Source organism: Microbacterium songi, assembly GCF_042747925.1.
Classification (GTDB): domain Bacteria; phylum Actinomycetota; class Actinomycetes; order Actinomycetales; family Microbacteriaceae; genus Microbacterium.
In genome coordinates this window covers 267,225-287,934 of record NZ_JBHZIE010000001.1, presented here as the reverse complement: position 1 = coordinate 287,934, position 20,710 = coordinate 267,225, and the positions used below count along the sequence as shown (strand labels likewise).

Annotated in this window: 18 protein-coding genes; 7 read left to right on the top strand and 11 right to left on the bottom strand. The window is 69.0% G+C overall.

Going from position 1 to position 20,710, the window contains the following annotated elements:
- Nucleotide 1: 1 nt before the first annotated feature.
- The 3 genes from mobA to ACFM35_RS01500 are packed head-to-tail and all read left to right on the top strand — an operon-like array spanning nt 2 to nt 1,223.
- Nucleotides 2-682: a molybdenum cofactor guanylyltransferase gene (gene mobA, locus ACFM35_RS01510; RefSeq protein ID WP_378837472.1), complete on the top strand. Its 681-nt coding sequence runs from the start codon at nt 2-4 to the stop codon at nt 680-682.
- A complete protein-coding gene (locus ACFM35_RS01505; protein ID WP_378837469.1) occupies nt 679-990 on the top strand; it encodes a DUF6457 domain-containing protein in 312 nt (103 codons plus the stop codon). The genes mobA and ACFM35_RS01505 overlap by 4 nt, the downstream gene beginning before the upstream one ends.
- Nucleotides 990-1,223 carry a MoaD/ThiS family protein gene (locus ACFM35_RS01500; protein ID WP_378837467.1) on the top strand — a complete coding sequence of 78 codons (234 nt, stop codon included), beginning with the start codon at nt 990-992 and terminating at the stop codon, nt 1,221-1,223. Before ACFM35_RS01505 ends, ACFM35_RS01500 begins: the two co-directional genes overlap by 1 nt.
- 21 nt (nt 1,224-1,244) lie before the next feature.
- Here ACFM35_RS01500 and ACFM35_RS01495 read toward each other — a convergent pair whose 3' ends face one another.
- The 7 genes from ACFM35_RS01495 to ACFM35_RS01465 all read right to left on the bottom strand — a co-directional run bounded on the left by ACFM35_RS01495 (nt 1,245) and on the right by ACFM35_RS01465 (nt 10,434).
- Nucleotides 1,245-1,676 carry a molybdenum cofactor biosynthesis protein MoaE gene (locus ACFM35_RS01495; protein ID WP_378837464.1) on the bottom strand — a complete coding sequence of 144 codons (432 nt, stop codon included), beginning with the start codon at nt 1,674-1,676 and terminating at the stop codon, nt 1,245-1,247.
- A complete protein-coding gene (locus ACFM35_RS01490; protein ID WP_378837462.1) occupies nt 1,673-2,227 on the bottom strand; it encodes a MogA/MoaB family molybdenum cofactor biosynthesis protein in 555 nt (184 codons plus the stop codon). The genes ACFM35_RS01495 and ACFM35_RS01490 overlap by 4 nt, the downstream gene beginning before the upstream one ends.
- Before the next feature lie 9 nt (nt 2,228-2,236).
- Entirely contained in the window at nt 2,237-3,865 is a 1,629-nt protein-coding gene (locus tag ACFM35_RS01485; protein ID WP_378837459.1) for an SDR family oxidoreductase, read from the bottom strand.
- Nucleotides 3,866-3,964: 99 nt separating this feature from the next.
- A complete protein-coding gene (locus tag ACFM35_RS01480; protein WP_378837456.1) occupies nt 3,965-6,421 on the bottom strand; it encodes an FdhF/YdeP family oxidoreductase in 2,457 nt (818 codons plus the stop codon).
- Nucleotides 6,422-6,459: 38 nt separating this feature from the next.
- Nucleotides 6,460-8,415, bottom strand: a complete 1,956-nt coding sequence (locus tag ACFM35_RS01475; RefSeq protein WP_378837453.1) for a helicase HerA-like domain-containing protein — start codon at nt 8,413-8,415, stop codon at nt 6,460-6,462.
- 9 nt (nt 8,416-8,424) lie between these two features.
- Complete coding sequence (locus ACFM35_RS01470; protein WP_378837450.1) at nt 8,425-9,123, bottom strand: phosphatase PAP2 family protein; 699 nt, start codon at nt 9,121-9,123, stop codon at nt 8,425-8,427.
- Between the two features lie 81 nt (nt 9,124-9,204).
- Complete coding sequence (locus ACFM35_RS01465; RefSeq protein WP_378838610.1) at nt 9,205-10,434, bottom strand: multidrug effflux MFS transporter; 1,230 nt, start codon at nt 10,432-10,434, stop codon at nt 9,205-9,207.
- A gap of 528 nt (nt 10,435-10,962) precedes the next feature.
- Between ACFM35_RS01465 and ACFM35_RS01460 the strand changes: the two genes are divergently transcribed.
- The 3 genes from ACFM35_RS01460 to ACFM35_RS01450 are packed head-to-tail and all read left to right on the top strand — an operon-like array spanning nt 10,963 to nt 12,940.
- On the top strand, nt 10,963-11,676 hold the full coding sequence (locus ACFM35_RS01460) for a thioredoxin-like domain-containing protein (RefSeq protein WP_378837448.1): 714 nt from the start codon (nt 10,963-10,965) through the stop codon (nt 11,674-11,676).
- A 55-nt stretch (nt 11,677-11,731) separates the two neighbouring features.
- Nucleotides 11,732-12,400, top strand: coding sequence for a DUF305 domain-containing protein (locus ACFM35_RS01455; RefSeq protein ID WP_378837446.1), 669 nt, complete (start codon nt 11,732-11,734; stop codon nt 12,398-12,400).
- Nucleotides 12,401-12,457: 57 nt separating this feature from the next.
- Nucleotides 12,458-12,940 (top strand): hypothetical protein, encoded by a 483-nt coding sequence (locus ACFM35_RS01450; protein ID WP_378837444.1) that lies wholly within the window; start codon nt 12,458-12,460, stop codon nt 12,938-12,940.
- Here the strand turns inward: ACFM35_RS01450 and ACFM35_RS01445 are convergent.
- From ACFM35_RS01445 to ACFM35_RS01430, 4 genes are all read right to left on the bottom strand, one after another.
- On the bottom strand, nt 12,856-15,432 hold the full coding sequence (locus ACFM35_RS01445) for an HAD-IC family P-type ATPase (protein WP_378837441.1): 2,577 nt from the start codon (nt 15,430-15,432) through the stop codon (nt 12,856-12,858). The two genes, ACFM35_RS01450 and ACFM35_RS01445, sit on opposite strands and share 85 nt — an antisense overlap.
- Before the next feature lie 91 nt (nt 15,433-15,523).
- The gene (locus ACFM35_RS01440; protein WP_378837438.1) at nt 15,524-16,501 is read right to left on the bottom strand and encodes a carbohydrate ABC transporter permease; all 978 of its coding nucleotides are present in this window, start codon (nt 16,499-16,501) and stop codon (nt 15,524-15,526) included.
- Nucleotides 16,498-17,844, bottom strand: coding sequence for a carbohydrate ABC transporter permease (locus ACFM35_RS01435; protein WP_378837435.1), 1,347 nt, complete (start codon nt 17,842-17,844; stop codon nt 16,498-16,500). Before ACFM35_RS01435 ends, ACFM35_RS01440 begins: the two co-directional genes overlap by 4 nt.
- Nucleotides 17,845-17,993: 149 nt before the next feature.
- The gene (locus ACFM35_RS01430) at nt 17,994-19,331 is read right to left on the bottom strand and encodes an ABC transporter substrate-binding protein (protein ID WP_378838607.1); all 1,338 of its coding nucleotides are present in this window, start codon (nt 19,329-19,331) and stop codon (nt 17,994-17,996) included.
- 290 nt (nt 19,332-19,621) lie between these two features.
- Here ACFM35_RS01430 and ACFM35_RS01425 point away from each other — a divergent pair, with 290 nt between their 5' ends.
- Entirely contained in the window at nt 19,622-20,656 is a 1,035-nt protein-coding gene (locus tag ACFM35_RS01425; RefSeq protein ID WP_378837433.1) for a LacI family DNA-binding transcriptional regulator, read from the top strand.
- The last annotated feature ends 54 nt before the right edge of the window (nt 20,657-20,710 follow it).

Here is a 20,710-nt window from a genome sequence, read left to right as displayed (position 1 = left end):
CGTGGACGATCACGCATCCCTGGGAGCGATCCTCCTCGCCGGCGGGCGGGCGACCCGCGTGGACGGCGCCGCCAAGCACCTGTTCGACGTCGGTGGCCGCACCCTCCTGGAGAGGGCTGTGGCGGCGGCCGCCTCGGCCGGCGCTCAGCCGATCGTGGTCGTGGGCCCGAGGCCTGCCGATCTGCGCCTCTCACACGTGCGGTGGGTGCGCGAGGACCCGCCCTTCCGTGGACCTGCCGCAGGAATCGTCGCGGGGCTGGCTGTCACGGCGCTGTCCACCGCAGCGCGGACCGACCCCGAATGGACACTCGTCCTGGCGTGCGACCTCCCCGATGTGCAGTCCGCCGTGACGCGGCTCATGCGCGACATCCCGCTCCTCCCCTCCGACACCGACGGCGTGTGCCTCGCCGACGCGACTTCCCGGCCTCAATGGCTCATCGGCGCGTACCGCACGTCCGCGCTTCGGCGCGCCGCCACCGCCCTCGCCGACGGCGGGCGCGACGCTTCCGTCCGCGCCCTGCTGGCCGGACTGGCGATCGCGGTGGTCACCGCCCCCGCCACGGAGACCGCCGACATCGACACGTGGCAGGATCTTGAGAACGCGCGCCGTCGATATGCGACCGCGGAGGAATCCCCGATCCCGCAGGACAGCATCCACCCCGCACCGAAGGAGTCGCCGTGAGCGAGAAGTCAGCCCGCACCCTGCCGCCCGAGGCTCTCGACGCGTGGGCAGAGGCGCTCCGCGGGCGCTTCGGCCTCGACGCCGACGCCTTGCCTGTCGGCCTCGTGCTCGACCTGGCGCGGGATGTCGCGAACGACGTCGCGCGCCCGGCTGCGCCGTTCAGCGCCTTCGCAGCGGGGCTCATCGCCGGTCGTGCCGGCGGATCGGCAGACGAGATCGCGCGCGCAGTCAGTGCGGTCACCGCTCTGGCCGCAGAGTGGGCGAACAGCCCGCACCCCGGGTCCGACGACGCGAAGGATGAGAGCTGATGGCCCAGGTCCGCTACTTCGCCTCCGCACGCGAGGCGGCCGGTGTCGCAGAGGAGCCGCGCTCCGAACGGACGCTCGGCGAACTGCGCGCAGCCCTGTCCGCTGCCCATCCCGCGCTCGGCGGCATCCTCCCGAAGTGCGCCGTTCTCGTCGGCGGCGCGCGCGTCGAGGACGACACCCCACTGAACGCGGAGGATCTCATCGACGTGCTGCCGCCGTTCGCGGGCGGGTGATCTCGGGCCCGCACCCGACCTTCAGCCGCCGAGGCCCTTCCACTCGGTCGTACCGTCGGCCTCCACCTGGCGCTTCCACACCGGCAGCTGCGTCTTGATCGTCTCGATGATGTCGCGGCACACATCGAAGGCGGTCGCGCGGTGCGACGAGCCGACGACGATCACGACGGCCGCGTCACCGACGCCGAGCCGCCCGATCCGGTGGCTCACCGCGACGATCGCGCCGGTCGACTCCGCCGCGTCCGATGCGATCCGACGCAGGATCTGCTCGGCGTCGGGATGCGACGTGTACTCGAGCGCGACGACCTCGCCCGCGGCATCCGGATCGTGATCGCGCACCCGGCCCACGAACGTCGTCACCGCTCCCGCCGAGCTGTCCTCCACCGCGTCCAGGTGCTCCTGGAGCACCAGCGGCGTCTCGCTGATGCGCGCGATGCGCACGTCGGCGGTCACTCGTGGTCTCCGCCGCCGAGCTGGGAGATCACGTGGGCGGCGACCGACACCACGACCGACATGCCGGATGCCACGGCGCCGGTCGAACCGGGGAGGTTCACGATGAGCGCTCCCGGTCGATCGTGCGAGGGGTCGACGACCCCGGCGAGTCCGCGCGACAGCATCCCCCCGGGCTTCTCGGCCGTGCCGATGCGGCGGAGCTCTTCGGCGATGCCGGGGAGCACGCGGCTCAGCACGGGCGATGTGCCCTCCGGCGTGAGATCGCGCGCGGCGATGCCGGTGCCTCCCGTCGTGACGATCAGGCGGGCACCCCGTTCGAGCGCCGCGCGCAAGGCGGCCTCCACCGCATCGGCTCCGTCGGGGACGATCGTGGCCGGCTCGCACGCGAAGCCCGCACCCGTCAGCGCATCGACGGCGATGGGCCCGGAGGCATCCGAACGCTCGCCCCGCGACGATCGATCGGACACCGTGATGACGACGGCGGGAAACCCGGTGGTCGTGGTCACGGACGTCGCGACGGCGTCCGATGACGGATGGTGATGGTGGCTCATGCCCTCAGCCTAGGCTTCGGGCGTCACCGCGGGTTCTGCGTCGGGCACCAGTTCGGGGCGCGGGCTGGGCTCGGGCACCGGGGCCACCTCGCCGGCGGCGGCGTCTTCGGTGAGCTTCTCGGCGGCGGCGGTGATACGGCTCGCCATCCCGCTGAAGATGAACCCGTGGAAGGGCAGCACCGCAAGCCAGTACAGGCGACCGGCCAGACCCAGCGGGAAGAACACCGCCCGCTGCTCGTAGCGCGAGCCCCCGCCGTCGTCGGGAGCGGCGCGCAGCTCGAGCCACGCTCCCCCGGGAACCTTCATCTCCGCCCGCAGCCGCAGGAGTGCGCCCGGTTCGATCGCCTCGACGCGCCAGAAATCGAGCGCGTCGCCGACCACCAGGCGTTCGCGGCTGCGGCGGCCGCGCGAGAGGCCGACGCCGCCGATGAGCTTGTCGGCCCACCCACGGATGGCCCACAGCAGCGGAGACGAGTACCAGCCGTTCTCGCCGCCGATCGCCTGGATGACGTGCCACAGCGCTTGAGGCGACGCGGTCGTCTCCGCCGTGCGCTCGTCGGTGAAGACGGTGCGACCGGCCCACTCGGGGTCGCTCGGCAGCGCGTCGCTCGGCACGCCGAGAACCTCCGAGTCCTGCCAGCTGGTCTCGATCGCGTCCTCCTCTGCGCGGCCCAGAGCAAGCCTGACCGCCCGACGGTACGGCGTGAGCCCCTCTTCGGGCTGCGGGATGATCGCATCGACGTCATGGTTCTTCATGACGCAGTCGTTCTGGAGCGACTCCACCAGCGGGCCCGCCAACGAGCGCGGGATGGGTGTGACGAGGTTGACCCAGTGCGACGCCAAGCGCGGCGTCAAGACCGGCAGGGCGGCGATGGCGCGCTGGCGGAGTCCCGCCTCGACCGCATAGCCGTTCATCATCTGCCCGTAGCGGAGCACGTCCGGTCCGCCGATGTCGAGGGCGCGATTGGCGTCGGCGTCGACGCGCGCGGCTCCCAGCAGATAGTGGAGCACATCGCGCACGGCGATCGGCTGGATGTGGTTGCGCACCCACTTCGGCGCGGGCATGTAGGGCAGCACCTCGGTGAGGTGGCGGACCATTTCGAACGAGGCCGATCCCGAGCCGATCACGACACCGGCCTGCAGGACGATCGACGGCACGCCCGACTGCAGGAACACTTCGCCGACGTCGACGCGGGAACGCAGGTGGGCCGACAGCTCGGCGTCGTCGGGATGCAGGCCGCCCAGGTAGACGATGCGGGAGACGGTGCCCTCGGCGGCGGCACGTGCGACGTTGCGCGCGGCATCCTGGTCGGCCTGCTCGAATCCTCTGCCGGCCGACATCGAGTGCACGAGGTAGTAGAGCACGTCAACATCGCGGACGGCTTCGTCCACCGCCGCGGGGTCTGCGGCATCGCCCTCGACCACCTCGACGCGGTCGCCCCACTCGTGGGCGGCCACACGCGAAGCCGACCGGGCGAGCACCCGCACGCGGTAGCCCGCTTCGAGCAGTCTCGGCACGAGCCGTCCGCCGATGTAGCCGGTGGCTCCGAACACGAGGGCGCGGGGTGCAGAGCCGTCCGGGCGGCTCTGTGCGCGAAGCGCCTCTTCACGGCCGGTGGGCGAGGAAAGATCACTCATGCTCGAACCCTATGCGAGGCATCCGCTCGACTCGGGGGCTTGACCCGGTCACGAAGGCGTGCTGGCGTTCCGGCTGCCATCGGACGCACATCCCGGCCTTCACGAGGCGCGCTTGTCGAGTCTGATCACGACGGACTTCGACGTCGGCGTGCCGCTCACATCGGCCACCGAGTCCAGCGGCACGAGGACGTTCGTCTCGGGGTAGTAGGCGGCGGCGTTCCCCCGCGGCGTGCGGTACGCGACGATACGGAACCCCTCCGCCCGCCGCTCCTGGACGGTGCCGTCCTGGCCGGTCCATTCCGACACGAGGTCGACCGATTCACCGTCCTCGAAGCCCAGCTCGACGATGTCGAACCCGTTGACGAGCACGACGCGGCGCCCGCCGTGGATCCCGCGATAGCGGTCGTCCTTGCCGTAGATGGTGGTGTTGTACTGGTCGTGCGACCGCAGGGTCTGCAGCAGGAGCCGGCCCGCCGGGATGCGCGGGTATTCGAGCGTGTTCACCGTGAACCGCGCGGTGCCGGTCGCCGTGGCGAACGAGCGCTCGTCGCGCGGGCCGTTCGGCAGCATGAACGTGCGCCCCTTGTCGATGCGTCGGTCGTAGTCCTCGAACCCCGGCACGACGTTGGCGACATGGGCGCGGATCAGCGCGTAATCGGCCTCAAGGGCTGCCCAGTCGGCGTGCGGCACGTTCGCCGGGTGGTCGATGTGGGCCGGGTCGGGCCCCCGCGACTCCTCCTGCGACGTGCGCTCGGCGTGCCCACGGTCGACGTCCTCGGCGGTCGGGCGCCGATCTGCGGAGTCGGATGCCGCGGGCAGCGGCGCGTCGGTGCCGAACAGCTTCGCGCAGAGGCGGGCGACGATCGCGACCTCGCTCAGCAGGTCATCCGAGGGCGGTGAGAGCCGTCCCCGTGACGAGTGCACCGCTCCCATCGAGTCTTCGACGGAGACGCGCTGCTCTCGGCCGCCCCGCGTGTCGCGATCGGTGCGACCGAGCACCGGCAGGATGAGGGCTCGGCGCCCGGTGACGGCGTGAGAGCGGTTGAGCTTGGTGGAGACCTGGACCGTGAGAGCGCAGCTCCGCAGAGCTGCTTCGACGACCGGGGTGTCGGGCGTGGCGCTGACGAAATTGCCGCCCATCCCCATGAAGAACGACGCCTTGCCGTCGCGCATCGCCCGGATGGCCCGCACGACATCGTGGCCGTGCTCGCGCGGCGCCGTGAATCCGAACTCCTTGTCCAAGGAGCTGAGGAACTGCTCGGACGGCTTCTCGTAGATGCCCATCGTGCGATCGCCCTGCACGTTGGAATGGCCGCGCACGGGGCAGACCCCTGCTCCGGCCCGTCCGATGTTGCCCTGCAGGAGCAGCACGTTCACGATGTCGCGCAACGTCGCCACCGAGTGCTTGTGCTGCGTCAGACCCATCGCCCAGCAGACGATCGTTGCCTTGGAGGTGCGGACGGTCTCGGCGACGTGCCGCAGCTTGTCTTCGGGGATGCCGGTCGCACGGACGAGCTCCGACCACGAGGCCTCCGCCATCGCCTGCCGGTACTCCTCGAAACCGCTCGTGTGATCGGCGATGAAGTCGTGATCGAGCACGATGCCGCGGTCGCCCGACCCGCGGCCCTCGACCTCGAGAAGGTGCTTGCCGATCGCCTGGAACAGTGCCTGGTCGCCCCCGAGGCGGATCTGCACGAACTGGTCGGCGAGCTTCGTGCCGCCCAGCAGCACGCCCTTGACCGTCTGCGGGTTCTCGAACCGCATGAGACCTGCCTCGGGCAACGGGTTCACGGCGATGATCGTGGCGCCGTTGTTCTTCGCCTTCTCGAGGGCGCTGAGCATGCGCGGATGGTTCGTGCCGGGGTTCTGTCCCGCCACGATCAGGAGGTCGGCTTCGTGGATGTCCTCGATCGACACCGTGCCCTTGCCGATGCCGATCGTCTCGGTGAGCGCGGAGCCACTGGACTCGTGGCACATGTTGGAGCAGTCGGGCAGATTGTTCGTGCCGAGCCCGCGCACGAGCACCTGGTAGAGGAACGCCGCCTCATTGGAGGTGCGGCCCGACGTGTAGAAGATCGCCTCGTCAGGATCGTCGAGACCCGTCAACTCGTCGGCGATCATGGTCAGCGCGTCATCCCACGAGATCGGGCGGTAGTGCGTCGCCCCGTCGTCGAGGACCATCGGATGCGTGAGCCTGCCCTGCTGACCCAGCCAGTAGTCGTCGTGACCGTCGAGGTCGGCGACGGAGTGCCGGGCGAAGAAATCGGGACCGACGTGCCGCAGGGTGGCCTCTTCGGCGACCGCCTTCGCGCCGTTCTCGCAGAACTCTGCGAGGTGGCGCTTGTCCTCTTCCGGCCAGGCGCAGCCGGGGCAGTCGAAGCCGTCCTTCTGGTTCATCCGCAGCAGCGCCCGGGCCGAGCGCGTGACGCCCGCCTGCTCGTACGCCATCTCGAGCGCGTGCACCACCGCCGGCACACCCACCGCGACCTTCTTCGGCGTGCCGGTGGCTCGCAACAGGGTCTCGTCGATGTCGTTCTTCGGTGCCTTCGTCGCCATGCACCCAAACTACGCCCGTCGCCCGAGGCAGGCGTCCGTCAGCGGCGGCCGGTTCCGAAAATGCCGCGGATCACCCCGCTGAGAATGGTCTGCGTCGAGCGCGCACCGAGTACCTGCTCGAGGGTCGACTTCTGCGCCTTCGAGCTCGTCCGCGTCGTACCGGCCGTCTTCTTCAGCAGGCGCTCGTACTCCGACTGCGCCTTCCTGTCGGCCGCGGCCTTCGCCTTGTCCTCGGCGGCGCGCTGCTTGGCGAGCGCCGCGTCGGCCTTCGCCCGCTCGGCGGCGGCCTCGGCCGCGGCGTGCGCCTCGTCGGCGGCGTTCATGCGTGCCGTCAGGATCTCGCGCGCGGACTCCCGGTCGATCGCGGTGCCGTAGAGCGGAAGCAGAGCGGATGCCGCGACCGCGGCGTCGATCGCCGCGTCGGGCGTGGGCGACATGAGTCCCTGCGGGGCGCGCAGACGCGTCCACGCGACCGGGGTGGGCGCGCCCTTCTCACTCATCACCGTGACGATCGCCTCACCGGTGCCGAGCTCCTGCAGCACGCGCTCGAGGTCGTACCCCGACCGCGGGTAGGTTCCGACGGTCGCCCGCAGCGCCTTGGCGTCGTCGGGGGTGAAGGCTCGGAGGGCGTGCTGCACGCGCGAGCCGAGCTGGGCCAGCACATCGGAGGGCACATCCTTCGGTGTCTGCGTCACGAAGAACACCCCGACGCCCTTCGAACGGATGAGCCGCACCGTCTGCACGATCGCCTGCGTGAAGCTCTTGGAAGCGTCGGTGAACAGCAGGTGCGCCTCATCGAAGAAGAACACCAGCTTCGGCTTGTCGAGATCGCCCACCTCGGGGAGGATCTCGAACAGCTCGGCGAGCAGATACATGAGGAACGTCGAGAACAGCGCCGGTTTGTCGGCGACGCCCGGCACTTCGAGCAGGCTGATGACGCCGCGGCCGTCGGGAGTCGAGCGCAGGAACTCCCGGACGTCGAACTCCGGCTCGCCGAAGAAGACGTCCGCCCCGCCGTCGGCGAACGTGATGAGTTCGCGCAGGATCACGCCGGCGGTCGCGGACGAGAGGCCACCGAGGTTCTTGAGCTCCGGCTTGCCCTCGTCGCTCGTGAGATAGGTCAGCACCGCGCGCAGATCGGACAGGTCCACGAGGGCGAGCGCATTCTGGTCGGCGTAGTGGAACACGAGCCCGAGGCTCGACTCCTGAGTCTCGTTGAGGCCGAGCACCTTGCTCAGCAGCAACGGCCCGAAGCCGCTCACCGTGGCTCGCACCGGGACGCCCTTGCCGACGCCGCCGAGCGCGAAGTACTCGGTGACCGACGCCTCGGGCTTCCAGTCCTGCCCGATCGCACGCGTGCGAGCCAGCAGCTTCTCGTTGGCGTCCCCGGGGGTCGCGACCCCGGAGAGGTCGCCCTTGATGTCGGCGGCGAAGACGGGCACGCCTTTGGCCGCCAGCTGCTCCGCGAGCCCCTGCAGCGTGCGGGTCTTGCCCGTGCCTGTCGCACCCGCCACGAGTCCGTGACGGTTCATCATGCCGAGGGGGATGCGGATCTGCGCGGCGGGGTCGGGATCGCCGTTCATCAGCGCGCCCAGATCGAGCGTGGCGGCGTCGAACGTGTAGCCGGCGATGACGGCCTGCACCTGATCGGAGGTGAGCGGGACGGATGCCGCGGCCCGAGTGGGCGCGGATGCCGACGGCGTCTCGGGGACGGCCGTCTCGGCAGCAGCCGCTCCGGACGCGGCCGTCTCGGGCGCCACCGGCTGTGATCCCGTCGCCTCCGGCACCGGGGCCTCCGACACCGGGGGTGGAAACCCCGCGGATGCTGCCTGTGCGGCAGCCGCCTGTGCCGCGGCGAGCGCAGCCTTGGCCTGGGCGAGCTGGACGCGCGCCTCGGCCGCTTCGGCTTCGGCGGTGAGTCGGGTGAGTTCCGCCTGCGCGGCCTCCACGGCGGGATCGGTGACGGGAGCTGCAGGTCGTTCTGACTCACTCATGGCGACAGCCTAGAGGCGAGGCATCCGGCTTGTCTCCGCGCTCGGCGGGCCCCCGACGCCCTCGGCTTCGCGCTGCAGCATCGGGGCGAAGACGGCGGCGAGCAGAAGGGCGGCACCCGCACCGATCAGGGCGCCGCCCAGGGTGTCGGTCAGCCAGTGCGCGTGCAGGTAGGTGCGGCTGAAGGCCATCAGGAGCACCCACGCGACCGCGACGATGCGTACCCACAACAGGGGGAAGAGGATGATCGCCACCGTCGCGACGGTCGCGGCGTTGGCGACGTGTCCGGACGGGAACGATCCGTAGTCGCTGACCACGATGATGTCTTCGGGACGAGCGCGCCCGAACAGGTGCTTGAGCACCTGCACCCCGCCGGCTGAGACGGCTTCGGCCGCGAGGAAGTAGGCCGCGGCCCACCGTTTTCGCGCGATCACGAGCACGATCGCTCCGGCGATCGGCACGAAGAGAGCACCGAACCAGCCACCGCCGATCACGTTCATCGCCTGAGAACCCCTGCCGAGAGCGACGCTCGGCAGCCCGGCGAGGAGTGAGTTCCACCACGCGTCGATCACGAAGGGGTCGTTGCCGCGGACGAGGATCCACACCCCCAGCGCGCAGGACAGAACCACCAGCGCCGACCCCGACGCCAGCAGCAGGCGGCGCGACGGGTATCGGGAGCCCCGCCCCACGCGGTCGACGGTCGAGTCCATCGGATCATTCTGCCCGGTCGCAGGGCAGAAGACCCGGAGGCGGGCCGCACCCGGGTTGCGCCCTGCGCGAGGAGGGCCCCTCTACGGCGTGAGCAGGCCGATCGTGCGCGGGCGGACGATCGCCCACAGGGCGACGACGGCGACCAGGCCGCAGCCGATCATGACCGACGCCATGGTCGAGGCGGTGATACCCGCGTCACGCGCGAGCCACCCGACGAGCGGCGAGATGACGGCCGCGACCCCGAAGTTCGTGGCGCCGACGAGCGAAGCCGCGGTGCCCGCGGCTTTGCCGTGCCGATCGAGGGCCAGCACCTGCACGCACGGCATCGTGAACCCGCACGCCGTCATGAAGACGAAGAGGGGGATCATCAGGCCCCAGAGGCCCAACCCCCACTGGTCGGCTACGAGGATGGCGACGGAGGCGAGCACAAGGGTCGCCGTGGAGAACGCCATCACCCATTGCGGCCCGAACCGCGCCGCGAGCCGCGACGCGATCTGCACACCGAGCACGACGCCGACGGAGTTCACGGCGAAGAGCAGACCGTACTGCTGCGGGTTGAACGCATAGGTGACCTGGAACAGGAAAGGAGAGCTCGAAAGGTAGGAGAACAGGCCGCTGAAGCTCATCCCGCCGATGATGAGCACGCCGATGAACACGCGGTCCGAGAGCACGCTCTTGTAGCGCTGCAGGACGCTGACCCCTCCGGGTCCGCTGCGCCGCGCCGGCGGCAACGTCTCGGGGATGAGCAGCAGTGCGCAGACGAGCATGACGGCGCCGTACAGAGCCAGGACGACGAAGATCCCTCTCCACGGCATCACCAGCAGCAGGGCCGAACCGATGAGTGGCGCCGCGACGGGAGCGACTCCCGAGACGAGGGCGAGCCGCGAGAGCATCGTCACCAGCCTGCGGCCGCCGAACAGGTCGCGGACGATCGCCATCGCGACGACACCCCCGGCGGCCGCCCCCATGCCCATGAGCACGCGGGAGACGCCCAGCAGAAGAAGTGTGGGGGCGATGGCCGCCAGCATGCTGGCCACGACGTGCACGGCCGTGACGGCGAGCAGGGGGATGCGCCGCCCGACCTTGTCGCTGAGGGGTCCGACGATCAGCTGGCCCAGCGCAAAACCGAGCATGGTGCCGGTCAACGTCAGCTGGATGGCGGCAGCCGTCGTCTGGAAGTCTGCTTCCAGCGCGGGGAAAGCGGGGAGATAGAGGTCGACGGTGAACGGACCGAGCGCGGTCAGCGCTCCGAGCACGATGATGTAGACGATCCGGCGACCGTTCGAGATCGCGTCGCCCGGGTGGAGCATGATGGGCGCGGTCGCGGGGTTCGAGCCCAGCGTGCGGATGGCTCCGGTGGGCGACTGCGGGTTCGGCAGACGGACGCCTGCGGTGGCGGTGTTCGCAGCCTCGCGTCCCTTCGCGGGAGCAGCGGAGGTCGACGGGATGACGGGAACGGATGCGGTATCGAGCACAGGAGACTTCACTTCGGTATGGGCACGGGAACGGCGGGACGCGACCGCCTGCGACCTGAACGGCGGTCGACGCGAGTTGCGGAGTGAGCGCGGGAGCGGGGCCGATCAGCTCAGGCGACACACGATGGTGAGAATCGAAGGAAGGTGGTATCGAATCGATTCGAAATCCCATGATAGCGGACGGGATCGTCGCGTGCTCACGCATACCGTCGGGGTCGGCCGCGGGTGGAACGAATCTTCGCCGTCACGGCGCACACCCAGACGGTTCCCAGCGCACGGCCCCATTCACGCGCATAGGCTGGAGGAACGCGCTTCATGCACCGCGCGCCGCCGGCCCGCAGGCCCCCAGCCGAGATCACACACATGACCCCGACACAGCCGCCGTCCAAACGGACGAGTGGAAATCCCGCAACACAGGCCGACATCAACCTGACGGTCAAGCAGCAGCGTGAGCAGAAACGCGAGCAGAAGCTCGCGGAGTACCAGAAGCAGCTCGCGAAGCGCAGGCGCAGCAAGCTCGCCTGGTGGATCGGGGGCGGCATGGCCGCCATCATCGTGATCGCCGTGGTCGTGGCATCCTTCGCCTTCGCACCGAAGCCCGCCGTCACCTACGGTGCGCTCGACAGCACCGGCGTCGACATCGAGGGGGTCGAGACGTTCGAGAACACCAGCGAGCACGTCGAGGGTGCGGTCGACTACGAGCAGTCCCCTCCCACCGGCGGCCCGCACAACGCCGTCTGGCTCAACTGCGGCATCTACACGGAGCAGGTGCCGAACGAGAACGCCGTGCACGCGCTCGAGCACGGCGCGGTCTGGGTGACCTACGACGCGTCTGCCGTGAGCGACGCCGACCTCGCGACGCTGCGCGGCGAGTTGCCGTCGAGCTACGTGGTGCTCTCGCCGTACGAGGGCCTTCCCTCGCCCATCGTCCTGAGCGCCTGGAACCACCAGCTGCAGTTGGATTCGGTGTCCGACGCGCGCGTCGGCGAGTTCTTCGAGGAGTACTGGCGCAGTCAGGACGCCCCGGAGCCTAACGCGGTGTGCACCGGCGGCGTGGACGGTCCCGGACGCCAGTGACACGCAACGACCGCGATCGCCGGGCGATCCGGTGACGGTCCCGTCGCCGCCCGACGTGTCCGAGGGCCCGACGCGCGCTCCGGGGCGGCTTCTCGCGATCATCGTCGCGTGTGTTCTGATCGCAGCGTTGGCCTTCGCCATCGGGCGATTCACCGCGTTCGGCGCATCCTCCGCTGCACCCGTTCCGAATGCCGCGGACGCGGGGTTCGCCCGCGACATGCAGGTGCATCACGCGCAGGCCGTCGAGATGGCGATGATCGAATACGGCCGGACGACTGACGCTGACCTGCGTTCGCTCGCGTACGACATCGCCACGGGGCAGTCGGCCCAGAAGGGCGAGATGTACGACTGGCTCGTGCAGTGGGGACTCCCGCAGTCGGGAGAGGCGCTGATGTCGTGGATGGCGGACGCGGGCGGCATGGCGGGTCACGACGGACACGCGACCACCGGTGCCGGCAGCGTCGAGGAGCTCGAGGCTGCGATGGGGATGGCGACGGATGCCGAGCTGGCCGCTCTTCGCGACGCGCAGGGGATCGATGCCGACTGCACCTTCCTGTCGCTGATGATCCGCCATCACGAGGGCGCGATCGCGATGGTCGACCGTGTGCGCGAGCTCGGATCGGTACCGCGGGTGATCGACGTCGCCACGAGCATGGCCGAAACCCAGACGGCGGAGGTCGACGCGATGCGTTCGTTCCAGGCGCGCCTCGCCTGCTCGGGTTGACGCCCTCCGGGGTGCCCCTCCTGCGGCGCACCGGAGCGCGGACGCTACAGTGGTCGCGTGACTGACGAACCGACGGGTGAGACGGTGGGGCGTCGTCCGGTCCTGGTCACCGTCGCCATCGTTTTCGCCTACGTCAGCGGGTTCGGGAACATCGCACTGGGGGTGCTGATCATCCTCAGCCGCTACCAGCAGCCGAACGACGGCGAAGTCGTCTTCGTGTCGTTGCTCGGAGCCGGTCTGACCCTGATCGGGCTGCTCACGATCGCGCTGGCGTCGGGGCTCGCGCGAGGAAGCAGGCTGGCGCGCACGGCCATCACCGTCTACTTCGGCATCCAACTCGTCCTGCACGCGCTCACGATCGTCGACGACGCCGCGCTCACGTGGTCGGCGGCGGCGCAGTTCCTCGCGGAGGTGTTCATCATCGCGGTGATCTGGACCCCGCCCGGGTCGCGCTTCTACCGCCTCGGCGCTTCCACCGACACCGCCGGGTCGACCGCCGTGGCGGCGGTCTCCCCGCTCGTGCCCCCGCGCGCGGACTGACGACGGCCGCCGCCAGAGGCGGTCATGGCCGCCGCCATCATCCTGCGGACGTATCGCCGGTGCACGAACCGGACCGCCTCGATCGCCCCGATCGTCAGCACCGTGACGACGACGACCAGCTGCGCGGCCTCCTCCCCCGGATCGACGAGCTGGAAGAACGTCGTTGCCGGCGGGATCGTGTAGACCGCGACGAGCGCGATGAACATCGCGCCGATGACCATGCCCTTGAATCGCGTGATCGGACGCGAGAGCACGGTCAGCACCCAGATGCCGACGATTGCGAGGATCATCGTCGCGCCTGTGCGCAGCTGGGGCTCCTCGACGCCGATCGACAGCGCTGCGCGCGTGTACAGGGTGAGGGCGATCGCGATGATGATCCCGGCGGGGATGGCGAAGCTCAGCGAACGCCGGAGGAAGCCGGGAACGTACCGTTGCGTGTTCGGCAGAAGCGCCAGGAAGAAGGCGGGGATGCCGATGGTCAGACCATCGGTGATGGAGAGCTGACGGGGCAGGAACGGGAACTCCATCACGAGCACGCCGAACAGGATCGCGAGTCCCGTGGCGTACGCCGTCTTGGTGAGGAAGAGCATCGAGACGCGCTCGATGTTGGCGATCACCTGCCGGCCCTCGGCGACGACGTCGGGAAGGTGCGAGAACTGGCCGTCCAGCAGCACCAGTCGCGCCACCGCCTTGGTGGCCGCGGCGCCGGAGTTCATCGCGATCCCCATGTCGGCGGTCTTGATCGCCAGCGCGTCGTTGACACCGTCGCCGGTCATCGCCACCACGTGCCCGCGGGCCTGCAGGGCCAGCACCATGGACTTCTTCTGGTCGGGTGTGACGCGGCCGAAGACGGTCTGCGTGTCGAGGATCTCGCCGAGCGCGGCCTGGTCGGCAGGAAGCCTGCGGGCGTCGTACCCCTCCTCGACATCCAGTCCCACCTCCCGGGCGATCGCCGCGACCGTGCGCGGATTGTCACCGGAGATGATGCGGATGCCGACTCCCTGCTGGCGGAAGTAGCTCAGCGTCTGCGCCGCGTCCGGCCTGACCTGCTCGCGGAAGGTGAGCACGGCGACGGGCTCGACCGCGGCGGGCAGTCTCTCGGCGTCGACATCGTCGACCGTGAGAGCGGAGGCGGAACGGCCGAGGACGAGGGTGCGTCGACCGGTCGAGGCGAGCCGCGTGACGACCGAGCCGAGGGGTGACGCCGTATCGGTCGCATCGTCGCCGAACACCATCTCGGGCGCCCCGAGCACCCACGTGCCGGCGGGGGCGGCGGAAGCCGCATCCTGCGAAGCATCGAAGGAGACCGCGCTCCACTTCCGCGCCGAGGAGAACGGCACGTACTCGGCCACCGCGAGGGCGCGCGCGACGGGGAACGGCTCGCGCAGACACTTCGCCGTCGCGTTGGCGTCCGGCGCGGAGCCGTACCAGGCGAGCACCTGCTCCCAGCCCCCGGCCGGGTGGGAGAGCGGATGCGACGCGTCGAAGGCGAGGTCGCCCGCGGTGAGCGTACCGGTCTTGTCGAGGCAGATCACGTCCACCCGGGCGAGACCCTCCACTGCGGGGAGCTCGTTCACGAGCACCTGTTTACTCGCGAGCTTCGCCGCTCCGACGGCGAAGGCGATCGAGGTCATGAGCACGAGGCCGAGCGGGATCATGGCCGTCAGCGACGCGATCGTGTTCACCACTGCCTGTGACCAGCTGCCGCTCTCCCACGCGGTCACGTAACCGCCGGCCACCATGATCTGCGCGTTGAACACGAGGAGGCCGATCGGACCGATTCCCCAGCCCACCCAGCTCAGCACCCGGTTGATCGACGTCCGCAGCTCGGAGTTGACCATAGAGAAGCGCTTGGCCTCGTTCGCGAACTTGTTTGCGTAGGAGTCCGCGCCCACCCGCACCACCTGGGCGTCACCCTCGCCCGCGACGACCACCGACCCCGACAACGCTTCGTCGTCGACCCGCTTGTCGACGGCGTCGGACTCACCCGTCAGCATGGACTCGTCGATCTGCAGGGCACGGGTCCGCACGATCCGGGCATCGGCCGGCACCTGATCGCCGGCCCGAAGGACGAGGATGTCGTCCTGCACCACCTCGCTCGGCAGGATGTCGGACTCCGACCCGGCACGGCGGACGCGCGCCTGAGGGGCGTTCAGGAGCGCGAGCCGATCGAGCGCACGCTTCGCCTGGAACTCCTGCACGCAGCCGATGATCGAATTCGCGAACGCCGCGAGCCCGAAGATGGCGTCCTGCCACCGCCCCAGCACGAGAAGGACGAAGAAGCACGCGAACACGATGCCGTTGAAGAGCGTGAACACGTTTGCGCGGACGATCGTCCAGACGCTGCGGCTCGAGTCGGCCTCGAACGCGTTCGTCCTGCCTGCCGAGACCCGCTCGGCGACGTCCGCCGCGGTCAGTCCCGTGTCGGGGTCGACGGGCGGGGCCTGCGGGGGAGACCCTGCCGTGGACCCGGGCGCTGTCGAGGCATCCATCCGTTCACCATAGCCAGACCCGCGGAAGCGACGACGGGCGCGTCGCATTTCTCGAGGAAATGCGACGCGCCCTTCGTCGATGGATGCCCGATCAGCCCTTCGTGGCCCCGGCGAGCAGACCCCGCACGAAGAAGCGCTGCAGCGCGAAGAACACGATCAGCGGCACGAGGATCGAGATGAAGGTACCCGCCGCCTGAAGGAACCACTGGTCTCCCCACGTGCCCGAGAGGGAGTTCAGCGATTGTGTCAACGGGAGAGATGTGGATGGCGCGAATATCGTCGCCACCAGCAGGTCGTTCCACACCCAGATGAACTCCAGCACGGCGAACGACGCGAGCGCCGGCGCCGCCAGCGGCAGGATCAGCCGGAAGAAGATCTGCCCGTGACCGGCCCCGTCCACCCGCGCCGCTTCGATGACCTCGTGAGGGATCTCCGCGATGAAGTTGTGCAGGAGGAAGATCGCCAGCGGCATTGCGAAGATCGTGTGCGCGATCCACACCGTGGCGAACGAGTGCTCGATGCCCCGCAGGTCGAAGCCGGGGAAGATCGTCACCTCGTTGATCGTCAGGCCCCGCGAGAACAGACTGAGCAACGGCACGAGGGCCATCTGCAACGGCACGATCTGCAGAGCGAACACGAAGACGAAGAAGAAGTTGCGTCCCTTGAAGTCGATCCACGCGAAGGCGTACGCGATGAGCGACGCGATCGCCAGCGCGAACATGACCACCGGGATCGTGATCGCCAGCGAGTTGAGGAACGACGCACCGAGCGTCAGCGCGGTTCCGCCCGACGTCAGCGCCAGCGAGTAGTTCTCCAGCGTGAAGTTCGGGTCGGTGAACACCGTCCACCAGCCGGTCGACTGCGTGTCGGCACCCGGGCGGAACGACGTCACGAACAGGCCGAACGTCGGGATCGTCCAGAAGAACGCGATCGCCACAGCGGCGATCGTCGCTCCTTTGGAAGTGAGGCGACGACGTGCCATCGCCTCGTGCTTGCGCGTCTCGCGTTCGACCTGACGGGCCGATCGCGGGTCGAGGTTGGGCTCGATCACCACGGTTCCGATGGTCATCGGATCTCCCTCTGCTTGCGGATCTGGTTGACGTTGAAGATGATCAACGGCAACACGAAGATGAACAGCACCACGGCCAGTGCGGCGGAGTGACCGTAGCTCTGGAATCGCTGCTGCTGGTTGACCATCTCGAAGGCGAGCACCGTGGTGTTCGCGCGACCGCCGGTCATGACGGCGACGACGTCGTAGACCTTCAGTGCACCGATGGCGATCGTGGTGACGACCACGATGAGGGACGAGCGGATGCCGGGGACGGTGACGTTGATGAACCGCTCCCACGCGTTCGTCCCGTCGAGCTGCGCCGCCTCCATCTGCTCCGCGGGCACCGCCTTGATGGCTGCCGACAGGATGACCATCGCGAGGCCCGTCTGGCTCCAGATGAACACCACCAGAAGGAGGAACGTGTTGATGAGGGGCTGCGCGTCGAGCCACGACACCGGCTGGCCGCCGAAGAACGTGACGATCGCGTTCAGGACGCCGACCTGGTCGCCCTGCCGGAAGTCGTAGACGAACTTCCAGATGATGCCGGCACCCACGAACGAGATCGCGAACGGCATGAAGATGAGCACTTTGAGGTACTTCTCGCCGCGCGCCTTGTCGATGAACACCGCGTACGCGAGGCCGACGACCGTCGCGATCGTGGGGGCCAGCAGCACCCAGATGATGGTGTTGATGACCGACCAGAAGCCTTCGGGGTTCGTGAAGGTCCAGATGTAGTTCTCGAGTCCGACGAACGTCTCTCCCGTCTTGTCGAAGAACGACTGCCAGACGGTGGAGATCGCGGGGTAGATCAGGCCGACCAGCAGCAGGATCGCCGCGGGGGCCGTGAAGAGCACCAGCTGGAACAGGTAGCCGGCGCCTTGGCGGGACCGGTAGTCGGCGTAGAAGAGGATCGCGCCGAGGAGGAGTGCGATGCCGATGACCCAGATGACGGCGTTCTGGTACGGCCGCAGCAGCATGAACGCGAGCGTCGGGATCGCGAAGCACGCGATCAGTCGGAGCCAGAAATACCCCTTGCCCGAACGGGGCGCGTACTCGATCAGCAGCAGGATGAGACCCACCACCGCACCGAAGACCACCAGGATGAGCGGGATCTGGATGATGGGATTCAGGCCGCCCAGCCAGATGAAGAAGCTGTTCAGCGAGAAGCCGAGCGTCGTCGGCCTGGTCTCGACCGGCGCGCGGGTGACCATGAACAGGAACAGGGCCACCACGAGGATGAGGCCGACGGCCACGACCAGCAGCGTGGTCCTGTTCCGGGGAGAGGGGGACTCTCCCGAGTGCGTATCTCCCGCGGGAGCGGGGATCGCCCCCGTCGTGGGGGCTTCTTTGGTGCCGGACATGTGGACCCTTCCGAGTACGGCGGTGGACTTGGATGCGGTGCAGACGTTGCGGCCGGAATCGGCCGGAGAAGAGGGAGAGCCTTCGGCGGGACCGCTCGCGATGCGAACGGTCCCGCCGAGGCTCAGGGGTGGCTAGGCGGCCGCGAAGGTCAGTTCGCGTACCCGGCCTGGATGTCGCTCAGCACCTGGTCGGTGGGCTTGCCGTCGATCCAGTTGACCATGCCCTTCCAGAACGATCCCGAACCGACCGTGGCCGGCATGAGGTCGGACGCGTCGAAGCGGAGCGTGGTGTTCGGGTCCTGCACGACCTTCATGGCCTCGACCAGGAACTCGCTCGAAGCAAGCGTCGGGTCGGCGCCCTTGTTGGCCGAGATGGAGCCGCCGAGCTTCACACGGGCGTCTGCCCACTCGGGCGTCGACATGTACTCGGCGACCTTCTGCACTGCCTCGGAGTCGGAGAACGTGGCGACGAACTCGCCGCCGCCCTCGACCGCGAGCTCGCCTTCCTTGATGCCCGGGAGGATGAACGCGTACACGTCACCGTCGGGGGCGATCGTCGGGGTCTCGCCCGCGGCGTTCTTCACCGTGAGGAAGTTGGCCGAGAGGAACGAGGCCTGGTGCGTCAGCGCGCACGTGCCGTCGGCGACCTTGGCCGCGACGTCCGCGAAGGCGGTCGAGTTGATGCTCTTGACGTCACCGAAGCCCGCGTTGACGTAGCTCGGGTTGAGGAGGATCTCCCCGACGGCGTCGAACGCGTCCTTGATGGGCGCGTCGGTGAACTTCACGTCACCGGCGACCCACTGGTCGTAGACGTCGGCGCCCGACTGACGCAGGACGAGGTCCTCGATCCAGTCGGTGCCCGGCCAGCCCGACGCGGCGTCGGACGAGAATCCGGCACACCACGGGGCGGTTCCCGTCGTCTCCTGGATCGTCTTGGTCAGAGCGAGCAGCTCGTCGTACGTCTTGGGGACCTCGACGCCCCACTCGGCGAACTGCGCCGGCGAGTACCAGACGTAGCCCTTGAGGTTCGCGAGCATCGGCGCCGCGTAGAACGTGTCGTCGAACGTGCCGTACGACTTCCACCCGGAGTCCCAGTACTCGTCGACGTTGGCGCTGACGGCGTCGGACCCGGGCTGAACCTCGCCGGTCTCGACGAGGGTCTTGAGCAGACCCGGCTGCGGGACGATCGCGATGTCGGGGGCGTCGCCACCGGTCACCTTCGTGACGATGTTGCCCTCGAAGCTCTTGTCACCGGTGTAGGCGACCTTGATGCCCGTGTCGGCCGTGAACTTCTCGAAGCTCTGGTTGAGGGCATCGGCCTCCGTGCCCGTGATACCGCCCGAGATGCGGACGGTCTCGCCCGCTCCACCGGATGCGGAGCCGGAGCCGCCGCTGTCGCCGCCCTCGGCGCAGCCTGCCAGCGTGAGCGTGGCGACGGTGGCGACACCGATCCCCCACACCAGACGTCGACGGCTGCTCGATCGCATTCCGTTCATATTGCTCCTCCTTGAGTCCTCGGCGCGAGTTGCGCGCGGAACCGTTCCCGACCCACCGGGAACCGATTCCACAGACACGTTAGGCGATGTATCCCAGGGAATGCAAGGCAACTTCATCACGACTCGATAACCCCCATGGGATCGCTCCCACGGGCATTACGGCTTCATATCGGTACGTGAAACCGGTTCCAGAAACGGAACAGGAGTCGCTATGTTCTGATATTGGTCACGCGCACCCCACCGCCGGCAGTGCGTCGCCGCCCCAAAGGAGGGAGCAGCCCATGAGCGGGATCACGGACGTCGCACGCTTGGCGGGCGTCTCGAAGGCCACCGCCAGCCGCGCGCTCACCGGCCGCGGATACGTCTCCGCCTCGACGCGATCCCGCGTCGAGGCCGCGGCCCAGTCGCTCAACTACGTCGCCTCCAGCAACGCGGCGAGCCTGGTCACCGGACGCACGCAGAACATCGGCGTGATCATGCCCTACCTGAACCGATGGTTCTTCGCTGAAGTGCTCGAGGGCATCCAGGATGCTCTGCTCGACGCGCGCCTCGATCTCACCCTGTACGACGCGAAGCCGGGGAGCTCAGGTCGCGCGTCGATCTTCGACGATTTCCTCGCCCGCAAGAGATTCGACGGTCTGATCGCCGTGGGCCTCGAGCCGGGCGATCGCGAGATCGAGCGGCTGCTGACGATCGGCCGGCCCATCGTCAGTGTGGTCGGCGACGGCGGGGCGACCAGCGCCATCTCGATCGACGACGACAACGCCGTCTCGCGCGCGACGGATCACCTCATCGCCCTCGGCCATCGCGACATCGCCTTCGTCGGAGGGGACGCCGACGGGCACTGGGCCAACGTCGACCGCCGTCGTTACGGCGGATACGTCTCGACGATGACGGCCGCCGGACTCGCGGATTCGATGGTGCACGCGCGCTCCCCCATCACGCTGCAGGGTGGGTACGCGGCATCCGTCGACCTGCTGAGCGACCCGCGGTCGCGCCCCACAGCTGTCCTGGCCGTCTGCGACGAGGTGGCGATCGGCACGATCATCGCGGCGCGGCGTCTGGCGATCCAGGTGCCCAGCGACCTCAGCGTCATCGGCATCGACGACCACGAATACGCGGACATGTTCGCGCTGACCACCCTGCAGCAACGGCCCCGTGAGCAGGGTGCGGCCGCTGTGCGACTGCTGCTGCAGACCCTCGCCGAACCCACCGCCGACCCGGTCGAGATCAAGATCGAGCCCCGACTGATCGTCCGCAACTCCACCGCCCCCCTCCGACCCCGCGTGACGGTGGCCACCTCGGGGAGCGAGTGAGCCTCGGTCGGAGGCGCCGAGAACGCACGAAGGCCCCGGATGCAGCATCCGGGG